Raw genomic sequence first — 16,772 nt, forward strand, 5'->3', positions numbered from 1 at the left:
AGTATGGTTATTCTGGTGCAGTGATGCTGGCTGGATCAATCCCTAAAGCAGCAGCCATCTCTTCATTGACGACTAACTCTAAATTATCCGCTGTTTCAACGGGCGTCGTTGCTGGCTCTGCATCGCCATCCAAAATTTTCGCTGCTAGTTTCCCTGTTTGAATGCCAAGGGATTTATAATCAATACCGTAAGTTGCTAGGGCACCATCATCGACTTGTTCTACGGAACCAGCGACGATCGGTGTTTTGGTTTCTTTGGCCACTTCGCCGACGATTGCAGCAGCAGAGGCAAAGGTATTATCTGTTGGAACATAAATGCCGTCAACATCTTTTGCAAGGCTGGTGGTTACTTGTTGCACATCATTGGTTGTATTGGCGGTCAATACTTTTACATCAACGCCCGCAGCTTTTAAGGCTTCTTCTGCCAAGTCAGCTTGGATTTTTGAATTGGCTTCACCTGCGTTATACATAATGCCGATCGTTTTAGCATCAGGCACGATGCTTAACAGCAAGTTGATCTGTTGCTCAATCGGCACCATGTCTGAAGTACCGGTGATGTTGCGACCAGGTTCTTCATTTGAATCGGCCAATTTCGCTCCAACTAAATCAGTGACTGCGGTAACTACGATTGGTGTATCGGTGGTTTCATTTGCTAAAGATACAGCAGCAGGGGTGGCAATGCCTAATAAAAGATCTGGTGAGGCATTCACTAGGCGTTCGCTCATACTTTTTAAATTGTCTTGACTGTTTTGCGCATTTTGGTATTCAATCGTTAGGTTTTCACCTTCCGTGTAGCCCGCTTCTGCTAAGCCTTCTTTGAACCCTTCATAGGCTGCATTCAAGGAGCCATGTTCGACCAATTGTAAGACACCGACTGTTTTTGTTCCGTCGTTTTCTTCCGAAGTGTTGCTTGATTCTCCGCAAGCTGCCAATGCCAGTAGGGAAGCTGTCAGTAACCCAGTCGTGATCCATTTTTTCATTTTCATTGTAATTCCTCCTATGATCGTCTCTTTTTTTATGGGGGTTTACCTGAACAAAAAAATCCATTCAGACAATCGTCTAAATGGATTCGATCCTATACCAAGCGTAAACGTATATTGGCAACCATTTAGAAGATTTTCTACATGGCTGCAAGTTCAAGTTAAAATGCTTTAGCCATCATAGATACAAACAAAACTCGTTTTTGGTTTGCATCCATAATGTGATATGAATACAAACTATCTAAAGTAGCTAAAGTAAAAGGTATTCAGTTGTGGGGATACGGTCGTGTTTAACATAAAAAGTTCCTCCAAACTTGAATTGATTTTAGTATAGACAAAAAAAAGCGGACTGTCAAATGTTTTTCCTGAATTATCTGAAAATTTTTGAATAACATGCAGAAAATGTTTGGAAAACAAGTTTCGTTTCAATCATTTTCAAAGAAAGAAAAAAACTTTGTTCCTTCAAGCTTTTTAGCTAAAAAAGAAGCAAAGTTTTTTTCAGGGTCATTCGTTTTCTTCTTTATAATAACGAATGGTATTTTTGATTTCACGAATACTATAAAGCAGATCATCTTCGAAGGATTGATCTTGATCGATATCGATCGTCTCATTGAACATCGCTTCGTATTCAGCGATCGTTAGCTTTTGACGGTCATCGAGCAACGCTTGGTGTGCCGCTTGCGCCAACTGTTTTTCATAGCCGGGTACCAACAAGCCGCTGAAAAATTCAGCAACCGCTCCTGATCCGTAGCTAAATAATCCGATTCGATCATTTGCTTGCAGGCTAGAGGAATTTTCCAATAAAGAGATCAGGCCCAGATACAGTGAACCAGTATACAAGTTGCCGGTACGACGGCTGTAAACGATCGATTCTTCATAGCGAGCCATCAGGCGTTTTTGTTCTGTTTCATCTTCTTCGGCAAAAACAGCCAACAAGGCTTTTTTACCCATTTTTGTATAAGGGATATGGAAGCTCAAAGCCGCATAATCTTTTGCTGTCCGCTGATTTTTTTCGCAATGGGCTTGCCAAACTTGTTTGAAAGAATCGATATAAACGGCATTTGACAAATGACCATCTACCATTGGATATTGATGTCCTACTGGACGCCAAAAATCATAAATATCTTGCGTCAACATCAAATTATCATTTTCAAGCTGCAAAATTGCTGGATCCGCCGAGATCAACATAGCAACAGCTCCCACACCTTGAGTGGGCTCGCCACCAGAAGCTAAGCCATAACGGGCGATATCTGAAGCCACGACCAAAACTTTGCTTTGTGGATTGGCTTGTACATGGGCTTTGGCAAATTGTAAGCCCGCCGTTGCGCCGTAACACGCCTCTTTGATTTCAAAGGACCGTGCAAATGGCTGGATACCTAATAGGCGATGCAAAACCACTGCCGAAGCTTTTGATTCATCGATGCCAGATTCTGTTCCGACGATCACCATATCAATTGCTTGTAAATCTTCTTTCGTAAGGATATCTTTTGCCGCGTGCATGGCAAAGGTGACGATATCTTGTGTTTTTTTATTGACCGCCATTTGATCTTGACCGATCCCGATCGTAAATTTATTCGGGTCTACCTCTCGCGCGTGAGCTAGATCAACCATATCTATAAAATAGGGGGGGACAAAAAAATTTATTTTATCAATACCAACGTTCATTCCGTCGCTCCTTTATGTTCTACATACTTAGTAGGCTACACGTTCTAAGGTATCATATTTTTTGAAAAAAATGAAAAAGAATTGATTAGAATTTAAACTTTATTAAAGAAAGTAGAAAAGGGTGCGACAACCGAATGTGGGGTATTCTTTTTTGGAGGATTTAATGATATATTTCAAGAGGAGGTGACGTACGTGGAAGAAGTTGTCATTATCGACGCACTAAGAACGCCAATTGGCAAATACCATGGGTCATTAAAAGAATATACAGCGGTAGAATTAGGAACAGTCGCTGCAAAAGCCTTGTTGGCAAGAAACCAACAAGCAAAAGAACATATCGCACAAGTGATTATCGGAAATGTGCTACAAGCAGGCAGTGGTCAAAATCCAGGACGCCAAGTTTCCTTGCAAAGTGGGCTTTCCTCAGATATTCCAGCCTCAACGATCAACGAAGTATGTGGTTCGGGAATGAAAGCGATTCTAATGGGGATGGAGCAAATTCAATTGAACAAGGCATCCGTCGTATTGACTGGTGGGATTGAAAGTATGACGAATGCGCCGCTCTTTAGTTATTATAACAAGGCGGAAGATCAGTATTCAGCTCCGGTGTCAACAATGATGCATGACGGATTAACAGATGCATTCAGTAGCAAGCCAATGGGACTGACGGCTGAGACGGTAGCAGAAAGATACGGGATCACTCGCAAAGAGCAAGATGAGTTTGCCTACCACTCACAAATGAAAGCTGCCAAAGCGCAAGCAGCAAAGAAATTTGATCAAGAGATCGTGCCGTTGACTGAAAAATCAGGAACCGTTTTACAGGACGAAGGCATTCGCGCCGCTACGACAGTCGAAAAATTAGCTGAATTAAAAACAGTTTTCAAAAAAGACGGTACGGTGACTGCTGGGAACGCCTCAACCATCAATGATGGGGCGGCCATGGTCTTGATCGCGTCAAAAAGCTATTGTGAAGAGCATCAGATTCCTTATCTGGCAGTGATCAAAGAGATCGTCGAAGTCGGTTTCGCCCCAGAGATCATGGGAATCTCACCAATCAAAGCAATCGATACGTTACTGAAAAAGCAAGCACTGACGATTGAAGATATCGGTATTTTTGAGATCAATGAAGCCTTTGCAGCTTCTTCGATCGTAGTAGAACGTGAACTTGGTTTGGATCCGAAGAAAGTCAACCGTTACGGCGGGGGCATTTCACTGGGACATGCCATTGGAGCGACTGGCGCGCGGATCGCAACGACCGTCGCTTATCAGCTAAAAGACACCCAAGAGCGCTATGGAATCGCCTCTTTGTGTGTCGGTGGCGGATTAGGGCTAGCGATGCTGTTAGAAAATCCTTCGGCGACAGCAAGTCAAACGAATTTTGATGAAGAGTCGGCATCAGAAAAAACAGAAAAAAAAAAGTTTTACGCCCTCGCGCCTAATGAACGATTAGCCTTTCTTGAAGCACAAGGAGCGATCACAGCAGCAGAATCCTTGGTTTTTCAAGAAATGACGCTAAACAAGGAAACTGCTAATCACTTGATCGAAAACCAAATCAGTGAAGTAGAGATCCCGTTAGGCGTAGGGCTGAACCTGCAGGTGAATGGCAAAGCATACAATGTCCCATTAGCCACAGAAGAACCCTCGGTGATCGCAGCGATGAGCAATGGAGCAAAAATGGCTGGGCCCATTACAACGATCAGTCAAGAACGTTTGCTTCGAGGCCAGATCGTCTTTATGGATGTTCAGGATCCGGAAGCGATTTTGGCAAAAGTTGAATCCGAGCAAGCAACGATCTTTGCAGTGGCGAATGAGACGTATCCTTCCATCGTGAAACGCGGCGGTGGATTGCGAAGAGTGATCGGTCGGAACTTCTCGCCAGCAGAATCTGACTTAGCAACCGCTTATGTGTCGATCGATTTAATGGTTGATGTCAAAGATGCGATGGGCGCCAATATCATCAATTCGATTTTAGAAGGAGTGGCAAAGCTTTTTCGCAAATGGTTCCCAGAAGAAGAAATTCTCTTTAGTATTTTAAGCAATCTCGCTACGGAATCGTTAGTAACAGCCACTTGCTCGGTGCCTTTTGACAAATTGAGCAAGACCGGAAATGGCAGACAAGTTGCCGAAAAAATTGTTCATGCAGCTGATTTTGCCAAGATCGATCCATATCGTGCCGCAACCCATAACAAAGGGATCATGAATGGGGTTGAAGCGCTGATTTTGGCTACCGGAAACGACACTCGCGCCGTTTCTGCCGCTTGTCATGGCTATGCTGCCCGTAATGGCCGCATGCAAGGGTTGACTTCCTGGACCATCATAGAAGACCGTTTGATTGGTAGTATCACACTGCCGTTGGCGATCGCCACAGTCGGGGGTGCCACAAAAATATTGCCAAAAGCCCAAGCTGCGTTGGCATTGACTGGTGTTGAAACGGCGAGTGAGTTAGCTTCGCTGGCGGCAAGTGTCGGGTTGGTTCAGAATCTGGCAGCGTTGCGAGCATTGGTTTCAGAAGGTATCCAGCAAGGCCATATGAGCATGCAAGCCCGTTCATTAGCCATTTCAGTAGGAGCAAAAGGATCCGAGATTGAACAGCTGGCAGCTAAGCTGCGAGCTGCGACTCAAATGAACCAAGAGCAAGCCCGTAAATTTTTAACCGAAATACGCAATTAAAAAAGGTTCTCTAGACATTTGTCTAGAGAACCTTTTGTTTATCGTTTCGAAATCGCCGTGTGGGCATACGCCTCGATCAATGGAATGACTTCTAATTTTACTTTGTATTTGCGCTCTAGCGCAGTTTCGATGGTAAAAGTATCACTTTCTGTTTCAGAAATCGTTGCTAGAACACGATCTTCTTTCGGGGAAGCTTCGATCACGATCGTTTCTCCTGAAGATTGTTTGGCAGAAAATTTAGGGAATGCTGCGATTTTTTCAGCAAATGCTGAAAAAGTCATTGTGTTGTCAGCAGTATCAGCCATTGTTTCAGTTGCTTTTTCTACTTCTTTAGTTGATGCAGAGGTAGTCGGTGCAGCCGCTTCAGCTGGTGCTGATTCTTCCTTCACTTTCGCTGGTTCTTTTGCAGGAGCGGGTGCCGTACTTTCTTGCGGATTGGTCGGCAACCAGTAAGCAGCGATCTCATCGACTAAGTTATCGCTGAAACGATCAAGCAAACCAGCTTCTAAGCGTTGGATTCGTTTCACGACGATCTTGAAGTTCTCATCTAAAGGAACAGCGATTTTTTGTTCTTTTGGCGTTTCCTTCAACAATTCAATCAATAATTCCTCTTGGTTTTTAGGATTGATATACACAGTCGTCGGAAGGTCAAACTTATCTGCTGTTTTGCGCTCGATCGCTGTAAACAACTGTTGTCGAGCTGTTTCATAAGACGGGCGGAATTGTTGTTTCAATTTTGCTAATTGTTTCTTTTTCATAATCTTCTCCTCTCGATCACTATCGATTATAAGGAAAATTTGCAGAAAAGAACAGTGATTCTCATGAAAAAATACAAAAAAATTTATATACTTCCTGAAAAAACACCAACGCTGCTAAAAAAGCGGCGCTGGTGTTTCTACTAGATCATTGATTTGATGGTACTTGGGCATCAGGACCAAAAGGTCATTTTCTCCAGTTGCGACTAAGTAGTTTTCCCAAAGAAAAAAGCGTGGTTCCCCAGTAAGTTTCTCGGTCAGCATCTGCTGATAGTCGCTGGTCGTCCATTGACGTGCTGGAAAGTGTTGGACTTTGTCTGGCCAAATGAGAAAAACAAAATCAGCATGTAAGGCTTTTTGAACAGCAGGGGAGAGATGATTCAAATCAGTTTTTTTCATAGGCTTCTCCTTTATAGAGAGTGAAATTAAAACCCTGTCGTATCTGGATTGGTCGCTTTCCCAACCACACCATCTAATTGATCGATCTTTTTCATGTCCTCTTCAGATAGCTCAAAATCAAAGACGTGAATGTTTTCTTCGATCCGACTTGGTGTGACTGATTTTGGTAATGGCAAGAAACCATGTTGTAAAGACCAGCGTAATGCAACTTGAGCGATTGATTTTTGATGCTTTTCAGCTAATGCTTTCATTTCTGGTACATCAAAGATCTTCCCAGTACCTAATGGGCTGTATGCTTCAAGCAATACATCGTGTTCTTGGCAATAAGTCACGACTTCTTCTTGTAACTCGCCAGGTGCAAGGAAAATTTGATTGACCATTGGGAAGATAGTCGCTGTTTTTTTCAATTCTTCAAAATGATGTGGTAAGAAGTTGCTGACGCCGATCGCTTTGATTTTGCCTGCTTGATACAACTCTTCAAAAGCACGCCATGTTTCTGCGTTCGCTGTTTGCCAATTGTCGCGAAAAGCCACTGGATTTGGCCAATGGATCAAGAAAAGATCGATATAGTCTGTTTGTAATTTTTCTAAAGATTCTTCAAAAGAGGACATCACAAGATCATAAGAATGGTTCGCATTCCATAATTTTGTAGTCAAGAAAAGTTCTTCGCGGGGAATGCCGCTTTCTTTGATCGCTTGACCAACACTGGCTTCATTTTTATAGCCTTGTGCTGTATCAATATGGCGGTAACCTACTTCTAGTGCTTTTTTGACTGATGCTACGGCAACGTCGCCGTCTGGTGTTTGCCATGTGCCAAAGCCTAGCTCAGGGATGGTCACATTGTTTGATAACGTATAGCTGTTCATGTTCATTCCTCCGTTTTCTGTGATACTTCTAGTTTAGCAGACGAGGCAGGAATTTCCAATGATTGCACCTTTTAAAAAGAAAGCGAATGTTGAAGGAAAATGCCGATTCGCTCTTGTCAGTTCGCCTATTTATTTTGTACACTAGACAAATGGATAAGGAGCGTAACCAATGGATATTTATTTGAAACATGCGATTTTACACATTGTGGACCGTCAAACAGGCGATCCAGTTTTTTCTCAAGTTGAACTTGATTTAACAACGGAATACATTCGTGATTATTTGACGAAGAAAATACAGAAACTTGCTACACCGCAAACCAAAACAGGTCGTTTACTCGAAACTTCAACGATCGCTCAATTGGTCAAACAAGCGCCAGACGACTTTATCGCAGCCAGTGAAGCGATCGTGCAACGCTGGTATGAAGCGTACAAGGAAAGTGAAGATGCGCCAAGTGCGGATGCGTTTGTCGTCTTATATGAATTAGATACAAGAATGCAGCTGGCTTTTTTGAAGGTCAATTATCAAGATGGCTATACGCATTTTATTGATAATGGGGAGGCTGGGATCGAAAATAATTTGATTTTGCATCGTGCCTTACTAGCAGGTAAAACCCAAAAGGCAGATGAAGGGATCACGATCGATGTGGAGAGCTTAGACTTTGAACTGATTGAAAAGAAATATAGCTTTTCAGGTGAAAAATACGCCTACTTTTCAACAAAAGTCATTGATGCCGAACCGATCCCATCTTTAGAAGAAAATGTCAAAGTCATCAAAAAAGTAGCCGAAAAAATTGGTCAGAAATTTGAAACACCCACCTATAACGTTGTTGCCGATTTGAAAGAAGCGGTCTACGATACGATCGAAGAGTCTGGTCATATCGATGTGAGTGAAGTGGCGCAAAAAGTCTTTAAAGACAATATTACTGCTCAGCTTTCATTTCAAGAAGAAGTGGTTGAAAAAGGATTCGTCAATCAAGCACCGATGATGCGGGATGTTCGTGAGATCTCGGAGAAAAAATTTGGTAAGCAAAAACTAAAATTATCGAATGGAATCGAATTGATCGTTCCTTTGGATGTTTACCGAGATCCGAATTTGATCGAATTTATCAATAACCCCGATGGCACGATTTCCGTAACGATCAAAAATGTAGAAGAAGTGATTAATCGGATGTAACAAGAGCTGTTTCTAAGCAGACGATGGCAAAACAAGTACAAAAAAGCGGCTCTTTGTCAATAATGAAAATGGGGCTGAAGAATCAATTCTGATTCATCAGGCCCATAAATTATAGAGCACAAAAAGCAGGGCGTCCTCATTTAGAAAGAGGACGCCCTGCTTTTTTACAGACGCTTGCTTGATAGCAGCAATTATTGAGGGGTCAACTTTTCAAGAGCCCCTTGAGGAACGTCTTCTTCAGAAACTTCTTCCCAGCTTATAACGCCTTTGTTTGGATTGACCAATAGTTTCAAATAGGCGCCTTCTTTCAAAGGAGCGGAACGGTGTTCATTCATTTTGACCGTTTTGACGTCACCAGAGGCGCTGTAGGCTGTTTGTGTATAACGATAGATGTTTTCAACAACCCCCTCGTCACTGACTTCGGTATCGTGTTCCCCCGCATCGTTGATAACTGTATAGTAGTCACTTCCACCATAGTAATAGTCATAAGTAAGGAAGCAGCCGCCAAGAAAAATTGCTGTAAAAACCAGCGCTGCAATGATTTTCTTCACATTTCTCACCTCATCTTCTATTATTCATAAAAACCAGGCTTGCGTCCAATGGATCACAAAAAGCAAAGAAATTCTTAGGGATTAGCTGCCGAGACCTCTTGCTTGACTTTGACTAATTTTGACCTATAATAAGGGTAGATTTAAACTTACAAAAAATAAGTTAATCCTTATCTCTTTGGAAGCGTAAATCGCAAAAATATGATTCGAGTCAACCAACGACTCAACTTTCTCTAGGAGGGAAACAATATGGCAAAACAACATTATGATCGTAGCAAACCCCATGTCAACATCGGAACGATTGGACACGTCGACCATGGGAAAACCACCTTGACTGCTGCAATTACCACAGTTCTTGGGAAAAAAGGGCTTGCCAATCCGCAAGATTACGCAAGTATCGACGCGGCTCCTGAGGAACGCGAACGTGGTATCACAATCAATACTGCTCATGTGGAATATGAAACGGAAAAACGGCACTATGCCCATATCGATGCACCGGGACACGCGGATTATGTGAAAAATATGATTACAGGGGCTGCTCAAATGGACGGCGCAATCTTGGTCGTATCAGCGACAGATGGCCCAATGCCACAAACACGGGAGCATATTTTGCTTTCTCGTCAAGTGGGTGTGAAACATTTGATCGTCTTTTTGAATAAGACGGACCTTGTCGATGATGACGAGTTGATCGATTTAGTTGAAATGGAAGTCAGAGAATTGCTGACTGAATATGATTTTCCTGGCGACGACATTCCTGTGATCAAGGGCTCTGCGTTAAAAGCCTTGGAAGGGGACCCAGATGCTGAAGCAGCGATCTTAACGCTGATGGATACAGTAGATGAATATATCCCAACGCCTGAACGAGATACTGACAAACCATTGTTGTTACCGATCGAAGATGTCTTTTCGATCACAGGACGGGGAACCGTTGCTTCTGGTCGGATCGATCGCGGCATGGTAAAAGTCGGGGATGAAGTAGAAATCGTCGGAATCAAACCTGAAACACAAAAAGCAGTCGTGACAGGGGTAGAAATGTTCCGCAAAACGATGGACTTCGGAGAAGCTGGCGATAACGTAGGGGTATTGTTACGGGGCATCACCCGTGATGAAATTGAACGTGGCCAAGTGTTAGCAAAACCAGGTTCTATCACACCGCATACGAAATTCCAAGCGGAAGTCTATGTGTTGACAAAAGAAGAAGGCGGTCGCCATACCCCATTCTTTAATAACTATCGCCCACAATTTTACTTCCGTACAACGGACGTAACTGGGAATATCGTTTTACCAGAAGGAACGGAAATGGTGATGCCTGGTGACAACGTAACGATCGATGTGGAATTGATCCATCCGATCGCTGTAGAAAATGGAACGACCTTCTCGATTCGTGAAGGTGGACGAACAGTCGGTTCTGGTATTGTTACCACGATCGAAAAATAATGATGAGTGAAACAGTGCTTCCTTTTGAAGAAGCGCTGTTTCCTTTTTCTTGTCGAAAGATCGCCAATCCCTCGGTCAGCTTAGGATTGCTTGTTTTTTTCTAAATAATCTTGTGATTTTATTAAGGATTTTTTAGGAGAGAAAAAATTCTAGTCAGCCCGTTCATTTCATAGTACGATAGATTCTGACTTAGAAAAGATGGGATGTATTTGATGAGAAAAATTCGACGTTTCCTAGGATTTATACTGAAGCTGGCCCTCGTGCTGCTGCTGATCGGGGCAGGGGTTTGGGTCTATCGAAACTACACGGCATTGAAAGCTGTCTATGCGTATGAAGAAGCAATCGCGCAACAGACGCAAGCCCACGACATCTCTGAATATCAGTCATTAGCCATGAGCATCATGCTGACGGAGTCAAAAGGACAAGGCAACGACCCGATGCAAAGTTCTGAAAGTGTTTATGGAAAACAAAATCAGTTCGATACGCCAGAACAAAGCATCGAACAAGGTGTTTCCTATTTAGCCGAGTTGATTGAAAAAGCCGAGCAAATGAACTGTGATCTTTGGACCGCCGTACAGGCGTATAATTTTGGTACAGATTATATTGATTATGTCGCTGCCCGAGGGGGAGTGAACACCTTAGAGCTAGCAGAAACATATTCCAGAGAGGTTTTATCTCCATTGTTAGGCAATGATACGGAACAAACCTATCGTTACTGGGGCATCCAATCCGTTTTTTATAATGGTGGTCACCTGTATCATAACGGCGGCAATTTATTCTACGCTGATTTAATAAAAATGAATCAATGGAAGATCAATGTTACGGCGCGTTTCTTTTCATAAGCGTTGGAAAATAAGTGAAACAAAAAAGCTTGAAATACAAATAAAATATGGTAAAATCATTATGAGTGATTCTGTCTAATTATTCTTCGCACTGATATCTATTAGTGCGTTTTTTTACCTAGTAAACCGATGAATACTTACCAAATGGAGGTGAGTGGATGGCACGAATTCCTCAAACGGTCATTGACGACATTCGCGAACGTAGCAATATCGTCGATATCGTGGGACAGTATGTCCAGTTAAAGAAGTCTGGAAAAAATTATTTTGGTTTGTGTCCGTTCCATAATGAAAAATCACCTTCTTTTTCCGTTGCAGAGGACAAACAAATTTTTCATTGCTTTGGTTGTGGTCGTGGTGGAAATGTGTATGGTTTCTTACAGGAGCTTGAAGGGATCAGTTTTCCAGAAGCAGTCGTCAAAGTAGCAGAAATGAACGATATTCCTCTTGATCCGCAATATCAGCAGTCTGAAGGCATCAATGAAGCGACCTCACAAACGAGTCAATTGATTGCGTTACATGAAAAAGCCGCCGAAGTCTATCATCACATGTTGGTGAATACAGCTGCTGGACAAGAAGCGCTTGACTATTTATTAGATCGTGGATTGACGATGGCACTGATCGAAGAGTTCAATATTGGCTTTGCACCGAATGAACGCTCGTTTTTGGAGAAAGTTTTTTTGAATGAAAAAGCCAAAGCAGAGTTTTTTCCTGATACAGGACTCTTTGTTCAGCGCAACGATGGCTCACTGGCGGATCGCTTTTACCAGCGAATCATGTTTCCGATCCGCAATCCTCAGGGGAAAACGATTGGTTTTTCTGGTCGGTGGTTAGCAAGCGAAAAAGTCGGTGATCAAGACCAACCAAAATATTTAAATAGTCCTGAAACGATTCTTTTCAATAAACGCGAGGTTCTTTTCAACTTTGACAAAGCGCGACGAGCGATGCGTAAAGATGGCCAAGTGTATTTATTTGAAGGATTTATGGACGTGATCGCCGCTTGGCAAGCAGGGATCGAAAATGGGATCGCCTCGATGGGGACCAGCCTGACCAATCAGCAGATCGCTCACATCGAGCGAGTGGCACAAGAAGTGATTCTTTGTTACGATGGAGATAGTGCAGGGGTTGAAGCCACGAACCGTGGGATCGATCTTTTGCAAAACAATAGCCGCTTGAAATTATCTGTGGTTCGAGTGCCGGAACGGATGGACCCAGATGACTATTTGCGCAAATATGGGACAGAAGCTTTTTATAAATTAGCTGTACATGGGAAAGAAACCGTCTTTGCTTTCAAAATGGATTACCATCGAGCGAATCGGAATTTGGCCAATGAGAAAGAGCAGCTAGATTATGTCCAAGTCGTTTTAAAGGAATTACAGCGGGTGGATTCTTTGCTGGAGCAAGACCGTTATTTGACTCAGTTGTCCACAGAGTTCAACTTGAGCCGTGAGACCTTGCAGCAGCAGCTCAAGCAAAACCGGCAAGAGCAGCAGCCGCGGCAAGATGCACCGCCGCCAGCGCCAACAACCAATAATCCTATGGTCTTTACGCCGCCAACGCGGCAGCAGCCCAAAACACAGGTAGAAAAAGCACAAGAATTATTATTGTACCGTTTGTTTCATGACAGTACGTTAAACCATCGCTTTCGAGCGAGTGGCATATCCTTTATCCATGATCGTTACCAACAGCTTTATCTGCTGTTTGATGCGTATATGGAAACAGAAGAACACTTTGTTTTAGCAAAGTTCTTAGATTTTTTAAAAGAAGATTCAATGAAAAAAATGGTGATCGATATTGCAGATCTTAAAGCTTCTGAGGAAGGGACTGAACAAGAATTTCAGGACATTCTGCAGGTATTTCAAAAGTCGGGCATTGCTGAAGAAATCAATCAAAAACGAATCCAGCAGCAAGAAGCAAGACAAAAAGGAAACCAGCAATTAGAACTTGAACTTGCGATCGAAATCATTGATTTGACCAAACGGTTGAAACAAGCTAAATAGCGAACTGAAAGGGGCTTTCTTTCATGGCAGAAGAAACAAAAAAAACGTATGATAAAGCAGTTGCCGAATACATCCGAGAAAATAAAACAAAGGGGCAAGTTGTTTACGATGACATTACGAATCGTTTAGCAACGCCGTATACTTTGGATGCTGATGCAATGGACAAATTAATTCAAAAACTGGAGGATTCAGGCATCAGTGTCGTGGATGAAAATGGAGAGCCTTCAGTCCATAGTCTAAAGAGCAATGAAAAACGACAAGAAACACAACCTCAAGAAGATCTGTCTGCACCAACTGGTGTGAAAATCAATGACCCCGTTCGGATGTACTTGAAAGAAATCGGTCGTGTGCCGTTATTGACCGCAGAAGAAGAAGTGGCGCTCGCACTGAAAATCGAAGAAGGCGATCAAGAGGCAAAACAGCGTTTGGCAGAAGCCAACCTACGTTTGGTCGTTAGTATTGCCAAACGTTATGTGGGTCGAGGAATGCAATTCCTTGATTTGATCCAAGAAGGAAACATGGGCTTGATGAAAGCCGTTGAGAAATTCGACTACCGCAAAGGGTTCAAATTCTCGACGTATGCGACCTGGTGGATCCGTCAAGCGATCACCCGTGCGATCGCTGACCAAGCGCGAACCATTCGTATTCCTGTGCATATGGTGGAAACCATCAACAAATTAATCCGTATTCAACGGCAATTGCTGCAAGACTTAGGGCGCGAACCGACACCAGAAGAAATCGGCGCAGAAATGGATCTGCCGACGGAAAAAGTTCGTGAAATCTTGAAGATCGCTCAAGAACCTGTTTCATTAGAAACACCGATCGGTGAAGAAGACGATTCTCATCTAGGTGATTTTATTGAAGACCAAGATGCCACAAGTCCAGCAGAGCATGCGGCTTATGAGCTGTTGAAAGAGCAGCTAGAAGATGTACTGGATACGTTGACTGACCGTGAAGAAAACGTGCTGCGCTTGCGTTTCGGAATCGATGATGGTCGTACTCGGACATTAGAAGAAGTCGGCAAAGTCTTTGGGGTAACGAGAGAACGGATTCGTCAGATCGAAGCAAAAGCATTACGGAAACTACGCCATCCATCTCGTTCAAAACAATTGAAAGATTTCTTAGAATAATCAAGGTTTATCGACTTTCCAAAGGAACCCTTTGGAAAGTCTTTTTTATTCAGATTTTGTCCTCTCGACACAAGATTGGTAAAGAACTTAATAAAAACGTAACCAAGCAAGTGTTGGCTAATTGCCAAGAATGTGATAAATTTAATTTTGTGCATCTGCATCAAAACGTAACAAACAACGAAGTGTCAAAAAAGACCCATTATTTGCTGGTCTAAAAAAAGAAGCAGTAGGTACAGCAAGCGTCTGATGAAAGAGGCGACTGCTTCATAAAAGGAAATGCAAAAAACAAAAGGAGTCAGTTTGAATCAATGAAGAAGACATGTCCTGAATGTGGATTTCAAGCAATAGAAGAAACACCCGTTTGTCCCAATTGCGGGTTCCAATGGAACCAGGCAAAGGAGAATGAACTGGAACCAACATCTGAGTCTTCCGTTACGCCAGAAGAGCCACAGAATAAAAATGATGATATTCGCTGGTCAGACTTTAAAAACGTCCCGATCGGAAAAATGGAGGAGCACTTAGGTGATCGGCCATCCTCAAATGAAGAAACGATCGACCTCGCGCAACAAGGGACTTTTTCCAATGAGCAACATGTAACCCCCACATCAGCCTCTAAGAAAGAAGCTGAGGAAAAAACGGAAGTAGAAAGTTCTAGCGCAACGCAAGAGCATGCGACATCAGCCAGTGAGGAAGCAAGTGAAACCGATGCATTAAGTACGGAGGAACAGCATGACGCTGATATTTTGGCTGCTTATATCCGCCAACACAAACTTGATGAAGAAGAAAAAGCCGCTGCTCTAGAAGCAGAAGCCGCCACTGATGATTTGTCTGCTACTGAAGAAGAAAGTCAGGAACAAGCCAGTGAGGAACCTCTACTGATAAGCGAAGATGAACCAGTGACGGATCCAGTCATTGAAGAAGCGAAGAAGCAGCCAGAACCAGTGATCGATCCAATTCCTGAGCCGATCACCGCAGCGGATGAAGCACCGAAAAAGGCGACTACTGAAGAAAAAACGTCGACGCCTAGCGAAAAAAAGAAGAGTCCTCGCAAAGCACTCTATATTACAGCGGCTTGTTTATTAGTGGCAGCTGGTGGCGGTTGGGCGTATTACTATCAACAGCAGCAACAAGAAACAGCCCGAGAAACGCAACTGGCGCAGGAAAACCGTACACTCGATCAAATTGAAAATGAGCTGAATGATTTTTATACAAATGATGAACGAGTGTTCATTAAAAACGACAAAACATCAGAACAGCTGACGGCTGTGACGAATCAGTTGGCAGAGTTTCAAGACCATGAACGGTACGATGCCTTGTCACAAGAAGCTGCGACGATCGCTGACAAACTAGCAACTTTGACCGAGATCAACAGCTATTTTAGCAGTCCTGCCGTTGTGGAAGATCAATTGGAAGAAGTCTCATTGAAAGAAGCGGCTGCCGTCACAATGGCGAAGCGTGAGAACGGGGATGCCTTTGATGAGTTGATCAATCAAGCCATCGACATGGGACAAAAAGAGTTCAGTGCGATCGAGGAAGTTCAAAATGCGGTGAAGAGCATGGTGGCTTTAAGTGGTGATGGTGAAGCACCTGCAAGTGTCACCCGTGAGAACTACAATGCCTTGATGAAAAAAGTCCAAGCTTTACCGATCGATTCATTGGTGGAAAGTCTCACTGCTGATCTGCGCAAAGTCGATACTGCGTTGACGAAGCGTGAAACCGCTACGCAAGAAGCAGCGGCACAACAACAAGCGGCCCAAGAAGCAGCACAAGCGGCGGTTTCTGAGAACAACGCTTCCGCTTCAAGCGGCGGTTCTACAAGCGCTGCGACGCCTGCACAAAGCACGTCTGAAGAAGAGTATGTGCTTTCGCCAAATACGCCAACAAATACCAATAATCAGCCAATTATTCCAGCCCGTCAAAGTGATTTGAATGATGTAAACAATAGCGCTTGGGTGTGGGCAGATGGTGTCCAAGAAAAAATCATTGCCACAGCGATTGCCCGTGGTTACGTGGTTGATGGTGGTTATACTTTTGAACGCGTGCGGATCGTCAACGGCGAAGGCTATTACAATTTTTATGCGACAAATGCCCAAGGCAGCTTGCTTAAAGGAACGGATGATTCAGCGTTCCCGCTATACTTATTTACGGTAAACGCCAAAACTGGCTATTTCAGAGGCAATGGGAACGATCACACCGTTCGCTAAGTCTCCTGAGTCGCTAGAAAACTTTCAGAGTTATTACATGCACATGTGAAAAACACTTGTTTCCCCTCCCTGTTTTCGATATGATGAAAGATAATCGTTCAAACAGGGA

Annotated in this window: 13 protein-coding genes; 7 read left to right on the plus strand and 6 right to left on the minus strand. The window is 43.3% G+C overall.

Annotated features, from left to right (window positions below; all coding sequences use genetic code 11):
- Window positions 1-7: 7 nt before the first annotated feature.
- Window positions 8-985, minus strand: coding sequence for an ABC transporter substrate-binding protein (locus A5883_RS03930; RefSeq protein WP_010749214.1), 978 nt, complete (start codon window positions 983-985; stop codon window positions 8-10).
- A 498-nt stretch (window positions 986-1,483) separates the two neighbouring features.
- Window positions 1,484-2,644, minus strand: a complete 1,161-nt coding sequence (locus tag A5883_RS03935) for a hydroxymethylglutaryl-CoA synthase (protein WP_074536687.1) — start codon at window positions 2,642-2,644, stop codon at window positions 1,484-1,486.
- A 192-nt stretch (window positions 2,645-2,836) separates the two neighbouring features.
- On the opposite strand from A5883_RS03935, the gene A5883_RS03940 reads away from it, so the two are divergent.
- Window positions 2,837-5,311: a hydroxymethylglutaryl-CoA reductase, degradative gene (locus A5883_RS03940; protein WP_086338023.1), complete on the plus strand. Its 2,475-nt coding sequence runs from the start codon at window positions 2,837-2,839 to the stop codon at window positions 5,309-5,311.
- Between the two features lie 38 nt (window positions 5,312-5,349).
- Here the strand turns inward: A5883_RS03940 and A5883_RS03945 are convergent, their stop codons facing one another.
- From A5883_RS03945 to A5883_RS03955, 3 genes are all read right to left on the minus strand, one after another.
- On the minus strand, window positions 5,350-6,069 hold the full coding sequence (locus tag A5883_RS03945; RefSeq protein ID WP_010749217.1) for a hypothetical protein: 720 nt from the start codon (window positions 6,067-6,069) through the stop codon (window positions 5,350-5,352).
- Window positions 6,070-6,183: 114 nt separating this feature from the next.
- The gene (locus A5883_RS03950) at window positions 6,184-6,465 is read right to left on the minus strand and encodes a hypothetical protein (protein ID WP_086338024.1); all 282 of its coding nucleotides are present in this window, start codon (window positions 6,463-6,465) and stop codon (window positions 6,184-6,186) included.
- A gap of 26 nt (window positions 6,466-6,491) precedes the next feature.
- Window positions 6,492-7,337, minus strand: coding sequence for an aldo/keto reductase (locus A5883_RS03955; RefSeq protein WP_375354563.1), 846 nt, complete (start codon window positions 7,335-7,337; stop codon window positions 6,492-6,494).
- A 163-nt stretch (window positions 7,338-7,500) separates the two neighbouring features.
- Here A5883_RS03955 and A5883_RS03960 point away from each other — a divergent pair, with 163 nt between their 5' ends.
- A complete protein-coding gene (locus A5883_RS03960) occupies window positions 7,501-8,505 on the plus strand; it encodes a nucleoid-associated protein (RefSeq protein ID WP_005229284.1) in 1,005 nt (334 codons plus the stop codon).
- A 191-nt stretch (window positions 8,506-8,696) separates the two neighbouring features.
- Here A5883_RS03960 and A5883_RS03965 read toward each other — a convergent pair whose 3' ends face one another.
- On the minus strand, window positions 8,697-9,056 hold the full coding sequence (locus A5883_RS03965; protein WP_086338026.1) for a YxeA family protein: 360 nt from the start codon (window positions 9,054-9,056) through the stop codon (window positions 8,697-8,699).
- A 246-nt stretch (window positions 9,057-9,302) separates the two neighbouring features.
- Here A5883_RS03965 and tuf point away from each other — a divergent pair, with 246 nt between their 5' ends.
- The 5 genes from tuf to A5883_RS03990 all read left to right on the plus strand — a co-directional run bounded on the left by tuf (window position 9,303) and on the right by A5883_RS03990 (window position 16,663).
- A complete protein-coding gene (gene tuf, locus A5883_RS03970; protein ID WP_005229289.1) occupies window positions 9,303-10,490 on the plus strand; it encodes an elongation factor Tu in 1,188 nt (395 codons plus the stop codon).
- A gap of 212 nt (window positions 10,491-10,702) precedes the next feature.
- Window positions 10,703-11,332 carry a lysozyme family protein gene (locus A5883_RS03975; RefSeq protein WP_005229291.1) on the plus strand — a complete coding sequence of 210 codons (630 nt, stop codon included), beginning with the start codon at window positions 10,703-10,705 and terminating at the stop codon, window positions 11,330-11,332.
- A gap of 158 nt (window positions 11,333-11,490) precedes the next feature.
- Complete coding sequence (gene dnaG / locus A5883_RS03980) at window positions 11,491-13,329, plus strand: DNA primase (protein ID WP_015510081.1); 1,839 nt, start codon at window positions 11,491-11,493, stop codon at window positions 13,327-13,329.
- A gap of 23 nt (window positions 13,330-13,352) precedes the next feature.
- Window positions 13,353-14,459, plus strand: a complete 1,107-nt coding sequence (gene rpoD, locus A5883_RS03985) for an RNA polymerase sigma factor RpoD (protein ID WP_005229298.1) — start codon at window positions 13,353-13,355, stop codon at window positions 14,457-14,459.
- 308 nt (window positions 14,460-14,767) lie between these two features.
- Window positions 14,768-16,663 carry a cell division site-positioning protein MapZ family protein gene (locus A5883_RS03990; protein ID WP_086338027.1) on the plus strand — a complete coding sequence of 632 codons (1,896 nt, stop codon included), beginning with the start codon at window positions 14,768-14,770 and terminating at the stop codon, window positions 16,661-16,663.
- Window positions 16,664-16,772: the final 109 nt, after the last annotated feature.

The sequence above is a fragment of the Enterococcus sp. 5B3_DIV0040 genome (genome assembly GCF_002140755.1).
Taxonomy (GTDB): Bacteria; Bacillota; Bacilli; order Lactobacillales; family Enterococcaceae; genus Enterococcus_D; species Enterococcus_D casseliflavus.

What these genes read in the sequence shown, in the direction of transcription:
- A5883_RS03930 (WP_010749214.1), bottom strand. Translation starts at nt 985, where the DNA reads ATGAAAATGAAAAAATGGATCACGACTGGGTTACTGACAGCTTCCCTA.
- A5883_RS03935 (WP_074536687.1), bottom strand. Translation starts at nt 2,644, where the DNA reads ATGAACGTTGGTATTGATAAAATAAATTTTTTTGTCCCCCCCTATTTT.
- A5883_RS03945 (WP_010749217.1), bottom strand. Translation starts at nt 6,069, where the DNA reads ATGAAAAAGAAACAATTAGCAAAATTGAAACAACAATTCCGCCCGTCT.
- A5883_RS03950 (WP_086338024.1), bottom strand. Translation starts at nt 6,465, where the DNA reads ATGAAAAAAACTGATTTGAATCATCTCTCCCCTGCTGTTCAAAAAGCC.
- A5883_RS03955 (WP_375354563.1), bottom strand. Translation starts at nt 7,337, where the DNA reads ATGAACATGAACAGCTATACGTTATCAAACAATGTGACCATCCCTGAG.
- A5883_RS03960 (WP_005229284.1), top strand. Translation starts at nt 7,501, where the DNA reads ATGGATATTTATTTGAAACATGCGATTTTACACATTGTGGACCGTCAA.
- tuf (WP_005229289.1), top strand. Translation starts at nt 9,303, where the DNA reads ATGGCAAAACAACATTATGATCGTAGCAAACCCCATGTCAACATCGGA.
- A5883_RS03975 (WP_005229291.1), top strand. Translation starts at nt 10,703, where the DNA reads ATGAGAAAAATTCGACGTTTCCTAGGATTTATACTGAAGCTGGCCCTC.
- dnaG (WP_015510081.1), top strand. Translation starts at nt 11,491, where the DNA reads ATGGCACGAATTCCTCAAACGGTCATTGACGACATTCGCGAACGTAGC.
- rpoD (WP_005229298.1), top strand. Translation starts at nt 13,353, where the DNA reads ATGGCAGAAGAAACAAAAAAAACGTATGATAAAGCAGTTGCCGAATAC.
- A5883_RS03990 (WP_086338027.1), top strand. Translation starts at nt 14,768, where the DNA reads ATGAAGAAGACATGTCCTGAATGTGGATTTCAAGCAATAGAAGAAACA.